This is a genomic window from Neptunomonas sp. XY-337 (assembly GCF_004959845.1).
GTDB lineage: Bacteria > Pseudomonadota > Gammaproteobacteria > Pseudomonadales > Balneatricaceae > Neptunomonas > Neptunomonas marina.
Genome location: NZ_SPLL01000003.1, coordinates 503,383 through 518,407 on the forward strand (window position 1 = coordinate 503,383; position 15,025 = coordinate 518,407).

The window sequence follows — 15,025 nt, forward strand, 5'->3', positions numbered from 1 at the left end:
TTATTTATGGTAGGGGTGACCTTGATTGACGGTCCAAGCGCGATAAACCTGCTCAGCCAGCAGCACGCGCACTAAAGGGTGCGGCAAGGTTAATGGTGATAGCGACCACTTCTGGGTAGCGAGTGCGCTGCAACGTGGATCAAGCCCATCAGGCCCACCCACCAACAGCGCCACATTCTGGCCATCCATCTGCCAGCCGCTAAGGTGCTCAGCAAGATCTTCAGTCGACCAAGGTTTACCCAGCACCTCTAACGCCACAACGCGCTCGTTCTTACCGATCGCCGCGAGCATAGCATCGCCCTCTTGGCGAATCGCTTTCGCTTTGTCGCTGCTTTTGCCACGATGCCCCAAAGGTAGCTCCACGAGCTCAAGCGTTAGGTCGCGCGGTAAGCGCTTACTATACTCTTGATACCCCTGTTCAACCCACTTGGGCATTTTACCGCCAACAGCGAGTAAGCGAATTTTCATTAAGCTTGCTCCGCGCTTTGCTCATCATCCATTGGATCAAAGCGCCATAAGCGCTCTAGGTCATAGAAGCTGCGTGCGTCTGGCATCATCACGTGCAAAAGCACATCACCAAGATCAACCAGCACCCAGTCACCTACACCTTGGCCTTCTGTACCGATGGGCTGCAGGCCTTCCTCTTTAACGTTGACCACAACCTCTTCGGCGATCGACATCACGTGGCGCTTGGATGTCCCGCAGGCGATCATCATGTAGTCCGTCACGCTCGATTTACCACGTACATCGATTACATCAATATCACGTGCTTTCATATCATCTAGTGCATTACGCACGATTTCGATCAGTTGCTCAGTTTGCATGTATTTTTTCTTTACTCTTAAGTTGTTCGATAAAGCTGATTGTCATCGATGTAACGACGTACAGATTCTGGCAACAGGTATCTGGCAGACAACCCATCGTCAATCAGGTTCCTTATTTGTGTTGCTGATATCGCCAACGGTGTTAGCTCATGAAAGCACACCACGCCCTGTGGGCGCGCCAGCAAAAGCGCTTTATCAGCCGTAATATGGCCATCCACCAGCGCCTTCAACACCTCACAAAAGCGCGCCTGATATCCGGGCCGAGCGACCACCAAAATATTGGCTAACGTCAGCAGCTCGCTAGCCCGAAACCATGTATGGAGTTTCAGGAACGCGTCCATCCCGACAATCATAATTAAAGGGGTATCTTCGCCATGTTCTTTACGCAGTTTTTCCAGAGTTAAAACTGTGTAGGAGTCATGGCTGGACTCAATTTCGAGCGCGTTGCAGCCTAACGCAGGTTCGTCTGCAACCGCGTGTTGAACCATCGCTAAGCGGTGCTCAGCCGAAGAACCGGGTGATTCTCGATGCACCGGTACTTTGGCAGGCACAAGGTTAACCTTTGGAACATTCAGCCATTGCTGGATCTCTAGCGCCGTGCGCAAGTGGCCATGATGGATAGGATCGAAGGTCCCACCCATCATTACGTAAGGGCTTTTCATCCGTTACTTACGCACGTGCCCATCACCAAGAACGACATACTTTTGCGAGGTCAAACCCTCCAGCCCAACAGGGCCACGAGCATGAATCTTATCAGTAGAGATACCGATTTCAGCACCTAAACCGTACTCAAATCCATCTGCAAAGCGTGTCGATGCGTTAATCATCACCGAGCTGGAATCCACCTCACGCAGGAAGCGACGCGACAGCGTATAGTTTTCTGTCACGATGGCATCCGTATGGTGAGAGCCATAGGCATTGATATGGCTAATCGCCTCATCCATGTCAGCAACGACTTTAATCGACAGGATCGGAGCAAGATATTCTGTGCTCCAGTCCTCTTCAGTCGCGGCATTGATCGTTGGTAAGTGCTCACGTGTCTTCTCACAGCCACGCAACTCCACACCCGCTGTCGCAAAGCCCACCGCTAACTCAGCCAAAGCCTCCGCAGCGGCTGCTTCGTGTACCAATAACGTTTCCATGGTGTTACACGTACCGTAGCGATGAGTTTTTGCGTTGAGGGCGATATTAACCGCCTTCGACATATCAGCCTGCGCATCAATGTAGACGTGGCAGATACCATCCAAATGTTTGATAACTGTCACCTTAGCATCGCGGCTAATACGCTCGATTAAGCCCTTACCGCCGCGCGGCACGATCACGTCAACGTACTCAGGCATCGTAATCAACTGGCCCACCGCTGCACGGTCCGTTGTCTCAACAACTTGTACCGTTTCAGCAGGTAAACCCGCCGCTTCCAAACCTTGCGCGATGCACGCTGCAACCGCTTGGTTAGAGTGGATCGCTTCCGAGCCACCACGCAAGATCGTTGCATTGCCCGACTTCAAACAAAGGCTTGCGGCTTCGACCGTCACATTCGGGCGTGATTCGTAAATGATACCGATGACGCCCAACGGCACGCGCATCTTACCCACTTGAATGCCAGAGGGGAGATAGTTCATGTCGGTAATACCGCCCACCGGGTCAGGCAATGCCGCAACCTGCTTCAACCCTTCGATCATGCCATCGATCGTCGCGGGTTTAAGCTCAAGGCGGTCCAACATTGCTGCGTCCAAACCATTCGCTGCACCCGCAGCTAGATCTTTCGCATTCGCCTCAATCAGTGCGGGGCGGTTAGCATCCAGTGCTGCAGCCATTGCCAGCAGCGCTTGGTTCTTTTGGCCCGAGTCCGCACGAGCGATCAGCCGAGCCGCACGACGTGCCTGCTGACCCAACTTAACCATGTATTCTTCGACGTTCATTTCTCACCCTTCCACATTCAGTGAACCCAGCATTATACAATGCTATTTGTGCGCGGTCATGAATTGCGCACAGAGAGTAACGATCTGTGGCGGTTGCTGGTATGATTCGCGGAATATCTGCCCTGATTCCAACCAAGCGGACCTCTATGCGCGCAAACACCAAACTCAAGACCCTACGCCCGTTACTGGTAACGGCCGCGATCCTTCTCTGTGGCTGGACAGTGGTTAGTGTTTTCCTTAGTTTGATGGCAGATAAAACGATTCAAACCCAAACTCAGCATGCCGGCGAGCATATCGCACGCCAAACTGCGATCTCAATTCAGCCCTACATTATTGCTGAAGATAAAATCAGTCTGAATTTTTATCTCTCCAATCTCCTTGAGATCCCATGGATTAGCGGTGCTGAGGTGATCGATGAGAACAACCAACGCTTGGCTCAAGCGGGTGACACCTCCCCTCAAACAATTGAAGTCACCCTTGGCGGAGCAAGCCTGAGTATTGGCACACTTACCGTCCACCTTGACCCATCGAATGTGCGTGGGCAAACGGAGCGCTTGCTGATGCAAGCTGCGCTGCTATCTTTGGTATCGATTGTCATTGCACTTATCGCACTGTGGTGGCTGCTAAAGCGCCAACCGGAAGCAGCTCTTGAACAGACAGAAACAAGCGCGCCACAACATGCTAAAAAACTGCACGATTTTGAAGAGAGCGCTCTTGATGCCGAAGCCGAAGCCGAAGCCGAAGCCGAAGCCGAAGCCGAAGCCGAAGATCAGCCTGAGCCATCGCCACTTGACGCTCAACCACAGAACACCGCTGTGGATAACCATGACCTGATCGACCTGCTAAAACCTGAGTCCGTGCCAGCAATGCCACAGTTCACGCCCTCGCTTGGCGACCCTGAGCCCAAAGCGGAGCAACCCGAGATCTCGCTGGAACCCGCCCCTCAGCTAGCACCGAAGCAATCAACAGCACCCGCTGACCAGCCCAATCCGCTGCGGGTACATGAAAAAGCTCGCCAAGAGGAGCAACTTGACCTTTACTCACTGGAACATGAACTGGAACTCAGTATCGCGCCAGAGGAGGCTTCCTACCTGTTCTTGGTTGATGCCACAACCGGTCACGCCGACTATGTCGAACCGGAAGAGCACGAATACCTGCTACAAAGCTATGAAGCGCTCATGCGCAAAGTAGCTTCCATCTATGGTGGCCGCTTAGAGGTCACCGCCAGCGGCGACCTACAACTGTTCTTTGATGAACAAAGCGCCGACGACAGCCACGGCATCCACGGCCTGTGCGCAGCCAAGCTATACACACTGCTTTATCGCGCCTTTAATCAGCAGCGCATCCGTGCCTTTAAGCCGGTACTTAATCTGCACATGGCGATCGTGCGCGGCAGCCGCGAAAAGATAAACCGCATCAAAGAGGAAGCGCTCTTCCTAACGCGCACCACACAATCCAACGATCTGATCAGCCACACAGCGTTAACCGAAGCGAAGAAACTGAAATCCACACTCCTATCTGGCGCAGAAGTTCGCCGCGAGGATGAAGATAAAGTCCTGATTATGTCGCTAGGCCAAACTTATCAGGATCTTCTCAAGAAACAGGCGGGCCATATACTCAATCGTAAAGAGAAAGCAGCAACACCCAAAGATTAAGGGATAAAAGCGTCATCTTGCCGTCACAAATTAACGGCAAGATGAGCACTATCGGATGTTGATGCTGCAGGCAGGACGCCAAGTCAGCAAGGACAGCCAAAGGATGGCTGCAAGGAAGCCCGTTTGCACAACCGGCTGATACTAGCTATCAGCCGGTTGCTCCTCACCCATCACTTCCAGACTATCCACACGTTGATAGCCGCGCGGTAGCTTGTTACCCCGGCGGCCACGCTCACCTCGGTAGTGATCAAGATCAGCAGGTTTCAGCTTCAGATGCTGCTTACCAGCATTCACCTGCAAGGTTGCGCTTGGTGACAACAGGGCAAGTTGCGTTACCAACTCCTCACGTGCTGCAGCACGCACGGTAGGAATATTAATGATCTTATTGCCTTTACCCCGCGCAAGCTCCGGCAAATCCGCAACGGGGAACACCAACAAGCGCCCTTCATTCGTGACCGCGGCGAGTAACGCATCCGCATTGGTCACTGGGATAGGCGGCAATACCTGTGCTTTTTTCGGTAACGTCAGTGCCGCTTTACCGTTCTTTGTCTTGCTGGTTAGATCGTTGATCGTGGTGACAAAGCCGTAGCCGGCATCCGATGCGACCAGTACTTTATCCGACAATTTACCCGATACCGCAGCGTCAATCGTCGCACCTTTCGCAAGGGTGATTTTACCGGTTACCGGTTCCCCCTGACCGCGCGCGGAGGGCAGTTGATGGGTTTCCAATGTGAAGCTACGGCCGGTGGAGTCAAGCAGGATCATCGGCTGGTTCATACGCCCTTGGCAGGCCAACTTAAAACCATCTCCTGATTTATAGTTCAACCCAGCGGCATCCACTTCATGGCCTTTAGCAACCCGCACCCAGCCCTGCTTAGAGATCACCATGGTGACCGGGTCGGCCGAGAGCAGATCCTTCTCACTGAAGGCTTGCGCTTCCTGACGCTCAACAATCGGGGAGCGGCGAGCATCGCCATATGTTTCGATGTCTTCGCGAATCTCTTTCTTGATCAAGGTACGCATACGCTGATCAGAACCTAGAATCAGCTCAAGACGCTTACGCTCCTCTTCTAGCTCATCCTGTTCTGATTTGATCTTAAACTCTTCCAGTTTAGCCAAGTGGCGCAGTTTAAGATCTAGAATGGCATCGGCTTGAATGGCGCTTAGCCCAAAGCGGTTCATCAGCTCGGCTTTAGGGTCGTCCTCGTAGCGAATGATCGCGATCACCTCATCGATATTGAGATAAGCCACCATCAAGCCTTCGAGGATATGTAAGCGATCCATCACCTTATCGAGTCGGTGCTGCAGGCGGCGACGCACAACTTGTGTACGCCAACTGAGCCACTCAGTGAGAATCTGGCGCAGGTCCTTCACCTGTGGTCGGCCATCTACACCAATCATGTTCATATTGACACGATAAGTGCGCTCCAAATCGGTGGAGGCAAACAGGTGCGCCATTAACTGCTCAACATCCACACGATTCGAGCGCGGCACAATCACCAAGCGCGTGGGGTTCTCGTGGTCAGATTCATCCCGTAGGTCAGACACCATCGGCAGTTTTTTCTGCTGCATCTGCTGGGCAATCTGCTCCAGCACTTTGGCACCGGAAACTTGATAGGGCAGCGCCGTAATGACGATGTCGCTTTGTTCGCGTTGATAAACCGCGCGCATTCTTACCGAGCCACGCCCCGTCTCATAAAGCTTACGCAGATCGCTGCGTGAGGAGATGATCTCAGCATCGGTAGGCATATCTGGCCCGGGCACAAATTCACATAGCTCAGCTAGGTCAGCACGCGGATTTTCAAGCAAGTGGATACACGCCTGCCCTACTTCGCGCAGGTTGTGCGGCGGGATATCAGTTGCCATGCCAACAGCGATACCGGTACCGCCGTTGAGTAATACGTTGGGCAAGCGCGAGGGTAGCGTTACCGGTTCAGATAGCGTGCCATCAAAGTTTGGCTGCCAATCAACGGTTCCCTGCCCCAACTCTTTCAGTAAAACTTCGGCGTACTTTGCCAACTTCGCTTCGGTGTAACGCATCGCGGCGAAGGATTTAGGATCGTCCTGCGAACCCCAGTTACCTTGCCCATCAATCAATGGGTAACGATAGCTAAACGGCTGCGCCATCAGCACCATCGCCTCATAACAGGCGCTATCGCCATGAGGGTGATATTTACCCAGCACATCGCCCACGGTGCGGGCAGATTTCTTATATTTTGCTGCCGCTTTGAGGCCCAGCTCCGACATAGCGTACACAATGCGGCGCTGCACCGGTTTCATGCCATCACCGATATGCGGTAGTGCGCGATCCAAAATTACGTACATGGAGTAATCCAGATACGCTTTTTCGGTAAAGGCTTTTATCGACAGGCGCTCGATGCTGTCATCTACAATTAGTTCACTCATGTTTCTTTATCCGCCCGCCTATAGCTCCGCCAGATTACCTTTACTTTCTAACCAACTCTTACGATCTGCCGCCCGTTTCTTCGCCAACAGCATATCCAGCATTTCATGCGCATCGTCCTCTGCAGACACGGTAAGCTGCACTAAGCGGCGCGTATCAGGATCCATGGTTGTTTCGCGCAGTTGCATGGGGTTCATCTCGCCCAACCCTTTAAAGCGCTGTACGTTGATCTTCACATTTTTACGCTCGGCACGCAGACGCTCCATTACCCCTTCGCGCTCATCATCATCCAGAGCGTAGTAGACCTCTTTGCCAGCATCGATCCGATACAGCGGCGGCATCGCCACAAAGACGTGACCGGCATCCACCAGCGGTTTAAAGTGGCGCAGGAACAGCGCACAGATCAGCGTAGCGATATGGGCGCCGTCAGAGTCAGCATCGGCAAGAATGCAGATTTTGCCGTAGCGCAGCCCCTCTAGATCGGCGGACCCCGGCTCCACACCCACGGCAACAGAAATATCATGGATCTCTTGGGAAGAGAGAATCTGACCAGAGTCCACCTCCCAAGTGTTCAGAATTTTACCGCGCAAGGGCATGATCGCTTGGAACTGGCGGTCGCGCGCTTGCTTAGCTGAACCGCCAGCAGAGTCACCCTCAACAAGGAATAGTTCAGAGCGCATCGCCTCAGAACCTGCACAATCGGCGAGTTTACCCGGTAGCGCAGGCCCCTGAGTCACCTTCTTACGCACCACTTTTTTACTAGAGCGCAAACGGCGCTGTGCGTTGGCGATCACCGATTCGGCTAGCTTCTCTCCCTCCTCAACATGGCTGTTAAGCCACAACGAGAAAGCATCTTTTGTCACACCAGAGATAAAAGCCGCAATATGACGGGAGGAGAGCCGCTCCTTCGTTTGTCCAGCAAACTGTGGGTCACGCATCTTCGCCGACAAAATATAAGAACAGCGCTCCCAAATATCATCACCCGTCAACTTAACGCCGCGCGGCAATAGATTGCGGAACTCGCAAAACTCCCGCATCGCCTCCAATAAGCCGGTACGAAAACCATTAACATGCGTGCCGCCTTGCGCAGTAGGGATCAGGTTAACAAAGCTTTCACACGCTAGCTCTCCGCCCTCTGGCAACCACTGCACTGCCCACTCTACGGCATCTTCATCGCCCGTCAGAGCACCCACAAAAGGCTCAGCAGGTAGTGTTTCATAGACTTGCGTAAGGCCTTTTAAATACGCGCTCAAGCCATCTTCGTAGTACCAAGTTTCTTGCTCTTTCTTACCGCTGCTCAGGTCGGTGAAAGTGACTTTAAGACCGGGGCACAGTACAGCTTTTGCTCTTAAGTTGTGCTTTAAGCGCGAAACACTGTATTTGGGCGAATCAAAATATTGCGGGTCAGGAAGAAAGCGTACGCTCGTGCCGCTGGCCCGCTTTCCGCAGGTATCGACCACTTCCAAGTCGGATACCTTTTCACCATCAGCAAAGGCGATCTGGTAGACCTTTCCTTCGCGCTTGATCTGTACTTCGAGTAACTTCGACAACGCATTAACAACGGACACCCCAACCCCATGCAAACCACCGGAGAAGCTGTAGTTGTCGTTGTTAAATTTACCCCCTGCGTGGAGCCGTGTAAGGATCAGCTCAACACCACTCACCCCCTCTTCTGGGTGGATATCAACAGGCATTCCGCGGCCATCATCAGATACCGTTAGCGCGCCATCTTTATGCAGCGTAACGTCGATCTGCTTGGCGTGGCCCGCCAAAGCTTCATCGACTGAGTTGTCGATCACTTCCTGAGCTAGGTGGTTTGGGCGATCCGTTTCGGTATACATGCCCGGGCGGCGCTTGACGGGATCTAACCCGCTGAGCACCTCAATCGCGTCTGCATTATATTGCGTCGACATGGATGGAAATTTCCTGTAGCTAAAACGTTGTCGATTCTATGATTTACTGACTGGCAGCAAGCTCAGTCGCCGGTGGCAGTGCCACCGTGCCGCGGCCAAAGGCCACAATGGCTGGCATAAGATCCTCAAAGCGATCAAAACCATGGCTGCCTCCACGCTGTACAAACTGCTCTGCACCGTCCAGATACTCCACACCTTCACGATAATCGAGCGTTTCATCTGCCGTTTGGGTCAGCAGCAAAAACCGCTCATGCTGCTTAATGCATGGTAGCGCCAGCGCTTCGAGCTGGTGAAGATGCGCGGGGGTCAATGTGTAACGCTCATGGGTGTAGAGATTTTCATTTTCTCCCAACCAGTCAGCCAGTAAACGATGTGGATAGATCGCTGGATTCACCAGTACCGCACGGCACTGTTTATATCGTTCAGTTAACCAAATACTGTAGAAACCACCTAGTGAGCTACCTACCAGTGTTACTTTCTGGTCGGGCACCTCTTCAATCAGCACCTCAACACTGGCAACCGCCTCACTCGGCCAATGGGATAGCGCAGGCACGCGATAGTCGATATCTGGGTGCTGGGCAGTCAAGTACTGCCCTAACAAGCGTGCTTTGATAGAGTCAGGCGAGCTATTAAAGCCGTGCACGTAGATGATCATGTGGCGTGACATACTGGTTATCCTTACAGCATTTTAACTGAAAACTACCGAAGCTCTTGGCACGATGCAAGCCCAGATAACGCTAGGCGAGTGGGACGCGCTGCACCGCGCTCTTGAAGCAACCGTTTGAGTCTAGTTCAAACCAGCGATAGGCGGGAAGAGATGCATCACCACGAAGCTCAATCTGCGGTGTTGCTTGAAAGCTCACAAATTGTGCGGCAGTGGCTGGCGTAGAGATCAGCTGCGCCTCGGCCAGTGCCAGTTCATGGGCTTGATGTAAGTGCCCACATACAACTAATTTCAGTGCATTGCTGGCGTAACGTTCAACGATGGAGAGAAATTCAGCACTGTTACCCAAGCGAATCTCATCTTGCCAACGGCTACCTACCGGTAGCGGCGGATGGTGCAGCGCCACCATCTGAAAGGGCGCTTTTGGGGCCTGCAAAAAGTTTGCTAGCCGCTCCAATTCGGCGTCTGCAAGTGAGCCGCTACCCACACCATCGGGTTGGCTTGTGGAGTCGAGCAGCAAAATATCCCACGGCGCCATAATAAGCCGCTGCTGAGCAAGCTCAGTAAAGCGCTGCATCTTGCTAGCATCGTCATGATTGCCCGGCAGCCAGCAACGCTGCTTGGCAAGATGGCGGGTTGCCATTTCAATCCGCTGATAGGCACTCTCGTAGCCGTGATGGGCTAAATCCCCTGTCATCAACAACAGATCGCAATCAGCATGTTCCTCTCTAATGGCGGCCAGTACCGCATCAAAGCGCACCTCTGGATCGACGCCATTGTGCAATGTATCAGGCGTTTCTTGGAGGTGAAAATCGGTAATTTGAATGAGTTTCATGACGCAGGATAGGCCAGATAGATAGGCTCGTGATGCTGCCCATAGCGCAGACAGTGGCTAAGCCATTCACCTAAGTAATGGTTCAACTGCGCTTTTTCATCCGGTTGAAACATCTGATGATTCGGATAGCTATACGCACCTGAAAACTGGCGCCGTTCCGTGTGGATAACTTCCGCCATGCCTGCATCGTGGTAAAGACGTACCAACAGTGTTGGTGCATCAAGCCACGGTGTAACTGCGCTGCTTTGTGAGACTCGCAGCGTCGTTGTATAGGTAAAACGCTCCATGACCTCAATGCGTACCGCAGACTGCTGCTCTTGTGAGCTGATCGAGAACTCACGCGCATCCTGATGTTCTAGGTCGGGCATCAGTTTATTCACTCGTGCGTAGTTTGCCTCGCAGATCGACATCTGTCGCGTAAGATCCGGAACGTATTTGCGCCTCATCAAGTTAGCTCCACTCGCGAATCAAGCGCTCGCGGTGCAACTGCAGCCATTGCAGAGCGATAATAGCGGGGGCGTTATCAATAACTCCCTGCGACAACATCGTGAACACTTCTGCCGTCTTAAACTGATGAACCTTGATATCCTCGCCCTCCTCTTCAAGCCCGTGACAGCCACCTAACACAGCCGCATCCACTTGAGCACAGAAGATATCAATATACTCACGCGCACCACCGGGGCTTGGACTAAAGCGATAGAGATGCTCGATTCTCTCAATCTCAGCGCCAGCTTCTTCGATGCTCTCGCGACGGGCCACGCCTTCTAACGTCTCCCCCTCATCCACAACACCTGCAACCAGCTCCAGCAACCAAGGACTATGCGGATGATCAATCGTGCCAATACGAAACTGTTCCACCAGCACCACAACATCCTGTCGCGGATCAAACAGCAACACACACACGGCATCGGGGCGCCAAAACAGATCGCGTTTAATCGTGATCTTGCCGCCCTCAAATTTTGGTAAAGTGATTTCAAGCTCTCGCATCTGATAGAAGCTTTCGCAAATCACCTCGTCACGCTCAATCTGCAGATCGTTATTGCAGAATTGAGGCTGCCAACTCTTTTGCATAGGTCCTCCTTAAGAGTGAGAAAATATACCACGGCACTGGCGAACCCTATGGTATTATTTATAATCTATAAATATATATTTATTCGATAATAGAATATGAAAATAACGCTTCGGCGCCGCAAAATAGACGACATCTTAGCCACGCAACCAATGGTTCGCTGGCTACAGCACTACGATAGCAGCAGCCTCTTCAATGATCTGATGGCTGGCATCGTTGTGGCTATCCTAATCATCCCCCAAGGTATGGCGTATGCGTTGCTGGCAGGTATGCCTCCAGAATATGGGCTTTATGCCAGCATGCTGCCACTGTTCTGTTATGCACTGCTAGGCAGCAGCCGCTCCCTTGCGGTAGGCCCGGTTGCGATCGCATCACTGATGGTGACATCCGCACTCAGCGAGTTCGCTGCACCAGGTTCTGCGGCTTATATCCAAGCGGCTATCAATCTCGCCTTGCTGGTTGGGCTGTTCCTATTACTGATGCACCTGCTAAAGCTCGGCAGTGTCGTGAACTTTATGAGCCACTCCGTCATATCTGGATTTACCAGCGCGGCTGCCGTGATCATTGCACTCAGCCAGCTCAAACATCTACTCGGATTAGAGATTGAACAGGGCGACTTTCTCGCTTCGCTAACCCAAACAGCTAATACACTGCCGAACTTCGATGCTGATACGCTCTTGGTGGGTATCAGCTCGATTATAGTGCTGCTCATCACCAAAAAACCGCTATGCTGTTTGCTCAAGCGCGCAGCAGCGCCAAGCTGGTTAGCCGAAGCCGTTTGCAAGGGCGGGCCGATGTTCGCCATCATTGCAGGTATGGTGCTGGTCACGTGGCTAGATAGCGCGTCAGTGGCGATTGTGGGTGAAATACCGAGTGGCATCCCCGCTCTCAGTTTAAACTTCATCAACCCAACTTTATGGCAAGATCTATGGATGCCCGCGCTGCTTATCGCGCTGATTGGTTACGTGGAGAGCGTATCAGTGGGTACCGCGCTGGCCAGTAAACGCCGCGAGCGCATCGATCCAAACCGAGAACTCCTGGCACTGGGGGCAGCTAATATTGGTGCAGCCGTTAGCGGCACGTTTCCGGTTGCTGGGGGCTTTGGCCGCTCGATGGTTAACTTTACTGCAGGCGCACAAACAACTATCGCTTCGTTGATCACGGCGGTGCTCGTTGCTCTGGTCGTTGCATTTTTTACGCCACTGCTCACCAACCTACCCACCGCAACACTGGCCGCAATTATCTTACTGGCGGTCTTGCCGCTGATCGATATCAGCAGTTTGCGCCAAGCGTGGCGCTATAACAAAGGCGACGCGCTAACGCTGGTCGCCACCTTTATTGCGGTGCTCTTACTGGGCGTAGAGCTGGGCATTGTGTTGGGTATTGCACTCTCGATTGCGATCCTACTTAAACGTACGAGCCAACCACATATCGCGATCATTGGTCGCGTGGGCGCATCGGAGCATTTTCGTAACATTGAACGCCATGATGTTTCCACTCACCCTGATATTCTGATTCTGCGGGTTGATGAGAGCTTATTTTTCGCGAACACACGCTATGTCGAGCAGTTTATTCTGGCGCACATCGCCCAGCACCCGAGCATCAGACACACCCTAATCAACTGTGCGGCTGTGAATGATATCGATGCCAGCGCGCTTGAGACCCTCGAAAACCTTAGCCATCAACTGCACAGCGAAGGGATCTGCCTACATTTCTCAGAGATTAAAGGCCCGGTAATGGACCGTTTGGAGCGGGTAAAATTTGCCGAGCACTTAGCCTATGGCGAGATCTTCTTCACCACAGATGAGGGCGTCAGGCAACTTGAAACGCGGTGTTAACTCTGTAAGCACAGCACCTATTGCCGCGCGCCACTAAGAGAGGCGAACTTTGCGGCGGCGCGAAATAAATAAGGTGTTGCCGCCCTCTTTCTTTGCTTGCTTCTTCGCCTCAGCAGCAAGCTCGGCAACTTCATGGTAGCTTTCACAGGCGTAAGGGTCTGGAAAAACAATACCAATCGCGAGACTCAATATCTGGTGGAAACTGCGCTCTTGGGCACGATTCACTGCCCAAATACCCCCCTCTTGCAACTCTTTTGGCGCATAATACTCCCGCACCTCATCAGCGAACTCATCAAGGATCTGCTGGCAGCGTGCGGCATAATCAAGGCACCCAAAAATCACCACGAAGTCATCCCCACCAATATGCCCTACAAAACAGTCACTCGAGGTAATACAGCGCTTAATGATCCGCCCTAATAGCTGAATAACCTGATCACCCTTGGCGTAACCGTAGTAGTCATTGAAGGGCTTAAAGTCATTGAGATCAAAATAGGCAACCCGAAACTCCAGCGCTTGCTTTAAGCGGCGATCGATCTCTCTATTGATCGGTACATTCCCCGGCAGCAACGTGAGTGGGTTTGAATAGGTGGCGTTTTGAATCTTGAGATCAGTAATACGCTTGAGCAGGTCACGCAAACTACCAACACCAAGGTAGACGCCATCTTGAACAATGATGATTTCGCTAGTCAGCTGCGCGGTATCTTGGTTCGTTAACTGATAGGACACCTTCGATAGCCCGACATAGCTCTCCACCACCAGCATATCTTGTGACATCACACTGGATGCAGGTTTTTTCTCGTAGAGCGCCCGACCATATTGGGCGGAGAACAGCTCTAACAGATCTTGGCGGCGCACAATCCCTACAGGTATCCCGTTGTTCAAAACCGGGACTGCATCGAGCTCGGGCGTCTTTTTAAAGAGCCGATCAACCTCATGCAGCATCTGCGTTTCGTTCACAGCTGGCATGGTGCGACAGAGCGAAAGCACCGTTTCGTCCTCGCTCATGCGTGTCTTCTCCTCCATGCGGCGCGCACGATTGGAGAGAAAATCGCTGTGAAAACGGCTGGGCTCCGGATGCGGCTTACCGAGCAGAAAACCCTGCCCGCGGCTGACTCCCAGCTCAATGAGCGTATCTAGCTCCTCTTTCGTCTCAATCCCCTCAGCGATGAGTTCGCACTGCAACTTCTGCGCAATGGAGACAATCGCCAAGATGAACTCCCGCTTCACCATATCGCGATCAACACCACGCACAAAATGCTGGTCGATCTTGACGCATTCAGGCTGCAACTCCGACCACATACGCAAACCAGAATAGCCAACACCAAGGTCATCTATGGCCACCTGAAAGCCCATTTCACGGTAGTAATCCACCGCTGCTCGGGAGAGGCCAAAATGGTCGTAGGGTTGTTTTTCCGAGAGCTCGATAACAATACGTTCACGCTCGATTTGCATCTTTTTGAGCAGCGCTAACGTCATCCCTTTTTGATGATCGGGTGAAGCCAACAGCGAAGCGCTAATATTTAGGTACAGCTTGCCAGGCAGTTTGAGCGCGGCGAACCGACTCAATGCTTGGCTGCGGCATACCAGCTCAAGCTCATGTAGTCGCCCCATGGCGATGGCGGTCTGAAAGAGCGCATCTGGGGTGAATAACAGGCTATTTTCTGGGCCTCGGGACAGCGCTTCATACCCCACTACATCGCCTGTTAAAAGGTCAAAGATCGGCTGAAAGTAGGGCGTTATCGCTTCACTATCGATAATCTGCGACAACACCTGTTCTGCTTCGGACAACGAGCGAGCTTCTTGAAGTAACGGCATTTTACTGAGCGATAAACAAGCTTAGGATTGGTTAGATTATGTTCAAATAATGACAAAAAAATGACAGCAGGTAGCCTACTGTCGTT

13 protein-coding genes are annotated in these 15,025 nt (G+C 52.5%); 2 read left to right on the forward strand and 11 right to left on the reverse strand.

What is annotated here, in order from left to right; genetic code table 11:
- The 4 genes from rlmH to E4L36_RS09530 are packed head-to-tail and all read right to left on the reverse strand — an operon-like array spanning position 1 to position 2,746.
- Positions 1-468, reverse strand: a complete 468-nt coding sequence (gene rlmH / locus E4L36_RS09515; RefSeq protein WP_127693247.1) for a 23S rRNA (pseudouridine(1915)-N(3))-methyltransferase RlmH — start codon at positions 466-468, stop codon at positions 1-3.
- On the reverse strand, positions 468-824 hold the full coding sequence (gene rsfS / locus E4L36_RS09520; RefSeq protein WP_127693248.1) for a ribosome silencing factor: 357 nt from the start codon (positions 822-824) through the stop codon (positions 468-470). Before rsfS ends, rlmH begins: the two co-directional genes overlap by 1 nt.
- A 17-nt stretch (positions 825-841) precedes the next feature.
- Positions 842-1,486 carry a nicotinate-nucleotide adenylyltransferase gene (gene nadD / locus E4L36_RS09525; RefSeq protein WP_240770698.1) on the reverse strand — a complete coding sequence of 215 codons (645 nt, stop codon included), beginning with the start codon at positions 1,484-1,486 and terminating at the stop codon, positions 842-844.
- A 3-nt stretch (positions 1,487-1,489) separates the two neighbouring features.
- The gene (locus E4L36_RS09530; protein ID WP_136680398.1) at positions 1,490-2,746 is read right to left on the reverse strand and encodes a glutamate-5-semialdehyde dehydrogenase; all 1,257 of its coding nucleotides are present in this window, start codon (positions 2,744-2,746) and stop codon (positions 1,490-1,492) included.
- A gap of 86 nt (positions 2,747-2,832) precedes the next feature.
- On the opposite strand from E4L36_RS09530, the gene E4L36_RS17835 reads away from it, so the two are divergent.
- Positions 2,833-4,401: a hypothetical protein gene (locus tag E4L36_RS17835; protein WP_169051497.1), complete on the forward strand. Its 1,569-nt coding sequence runs from the start codon at positions 2,833-2,835 to the stop codon at positions 4,399-4,401.
- A 141-nt stretch (positions 4,402-4,542) separates the two neighbouring features.
- Here the strand turns inward: E4L36_RS17835 and parC are convergent, their stop codons facing one another.
- From parC to E4L36_RS09560, 6 genes are all read right to left on the reverse strand, one after another.
- The gene (gene parC, locus E4L36_RS09535) at positions 4,543-6,807 is read right to left on the reverse strand and encodes a DNA topoisomerase IV subunit A (RefSeq protein WP_136680399.1); all 2,265 of its coding nucleotides are present in this window, start codon (positions 6,805-6,807) and stop codon (positions 4,543-4,545) included.
- An 18-nt stretch (positions 6,808-6,825) separates the two neighbouring features.
- The gene (parE, locus tag E4L36_RS09540; RefSeq protein WP_136680400.1) at positions 6,826-8,718 is read right to left on the reverse strand and encodes a DNA topoisomerase IV subunit B; all 1,893 of its coding nucleotides are present in this window, start codon (positions 8,716-8,718) and stop codon (positions 6,826-6,828) included.
- Between the two features lie 43 nt (positions 8,719-8,761).
- A complete protein-coding gene (locus E4L36_RS09545; protein WP_136680401.1) occupies positions 8,762-9,385 on the reverse strand; it encodes a YqiA/YcfP family alpha/beta fold hydrolase in 624 nt (207 codons plus the stop codon).
- A 70-nt stretch (positions 9,386-9,455) separates the two neighbouring features.
- A complete protein-coding gene (locus E4L36_RS09550; protein ID WP_136680402.1) occupies positions 9,456-10,217 on the reverse strand; it encodes a metallophosphoesterase in 762 nt (253 codons plus the stop codon).
- Entirely contained in the window at positions 10,214-10,663 is a 450-nt protein-coding gene (locus E4L36_RS09555) for a DUF1249 domain-containing protein (protein WP_136680403.1), read from the reverse strand. The genes E4L36_RS09550 and E4L36_RS09555 overlap by 4 nt, the downstream gene beginning before the upstream one ends.
- A 4-nt stretch (positions 10,664-10,667) precedes the next feature.
- Positions 10,668-11,288 (reverse strand): NUDIX domain-containing protein, encoded by a 621-nt coding sequence (locus E4L36_RS09560; RefSeq protein ID WP_136680404.1) that lies wholly within the window; start codon positions 11,286-11,288, stop codon positions 10,668-10,670.
- 96 nt (positions 11,289-11,384) lie between these two features.
- Here E4L36_RS09560 and sulP point away from each other — a divergent pair, with 96 nt between their 5' ends.
- Positions 11,385-13,124, forward strand: coding sequence for a sulfate permease (gene sulP / locus E4L36_RS09565; protein ID WP_240770699.1), 1,740 nt, complete (start codon positions 11,385-11,387; stop codon positions 13,122-13,124).
- 33 nt (positions 13,125-13,157) lie between these two features.
- On the opposite strand, the gene E4L36_RS09570 is transcribed toward sulP, so the two are convergent.
- Positions 13,158-14,939 carry a GGDEF domain-containing protein gene (locus E4L36_RS09570; RefSeq protein ID WP_136680405.1) on the reverse strand — a complete coding sequence of 594 codons (1,782 nt, stop codon included), beginning with the start codon at positions 14,937-14,939 and terminating at the stop codon, positions 13,158-13,160.
- Positions 14,940-15,025 lie beyond the last annotated feature (86 nt).

What these genes read in the sequence shown, in the direction of transcription:
- rlmH (WP_127693247.1), bottom strand. Translation starts at nt 468, where the DNA reads ATGAAAATTCGCTTACTCGCTGTTGGCGGTAAAATGCCCAAGTGGGTT.
- rsfS (WP_127693248.1), bottom strand. Translation starts at nt 824, where the DNA reads ATGCAAACTGAGCAACTGATCGAAATCGTGCGTAATGCACTAGATGAT.
- nadD (WP_240770698.1), bottom strand. Translation starts at nt 1,486, where the DNA reads ATGAAAAGCCCTTACGTAATGATGGGTGGGACCTTCGATCCTATCCAT.
- E4L36_RS09530 (WP_136680398.1), bottom strand. Translation starts at nt 2,746, where the DNA reads ATGAACGTCGAAGAATACATGGTTAAGTTGGGTCAGCAGGCACGTCGT.
- parC (WP_136680399.1), bottom strand. Translation starts at nt 6,807, where the DNA reads ATGAGTGAACTAATTGTAGATGACAGCATCGAGCGCCTGTCGATAAAA.
- parE (WP_136680400.1), bottom strand. Translation starts at nt 8,718, where the DNA reads ATGTCGACGCAATATAATGCAGACGCGATTGAGGTGCTCAGCGGGTTA.
- E4L36_RS09545 (WP_136680401.1), bottom strand. Translation starts at nt 9,385, where the DNA reads ATGTCACGCCACATGATCATCTACGTGCACGGCTTTAATAGCTCGCCT.
- E4L36_RS09550 (WP_136680402.1), bottom strand. Translation starts at nt 10,217, where the DNA reads ATGAAACTCATTCAAATTACCGATTTTCACCTCCAAGAAACGCCTGAT.
- E4L36_RS09555 (WP_136680403.1), bottom strand. Translation starts at nt 10,663, where the DNA reads ATGAGGCGCAAATACGTTCCGGATCTTACGCGACAGATGTCGATCTGC.
- E4L36_RS09560 (WP_136680404.1), bottom strand. Translation starts at nt 11,288, where the DNA reads ATGCAAAAGAGTTGGCAGCCTCAATTCTGCAATAACGATCTGCAGATT.
- sulP (WP_240770699.1), top strand. Translation starts at nt 11,385, where the DNA reads ATGAAAATAACGCTTCGGCGCCGCAAAATAGACGACATCTTAGCCACG.
- E4L36_RS09570 (WP_136680405.1), bottom strand. Translation starts at nt 14,939, where the DNA reads ATGCCGTTACTTCAAGAAGCTCGCTCGTTGTCCGAAGCAGAACAGGTG.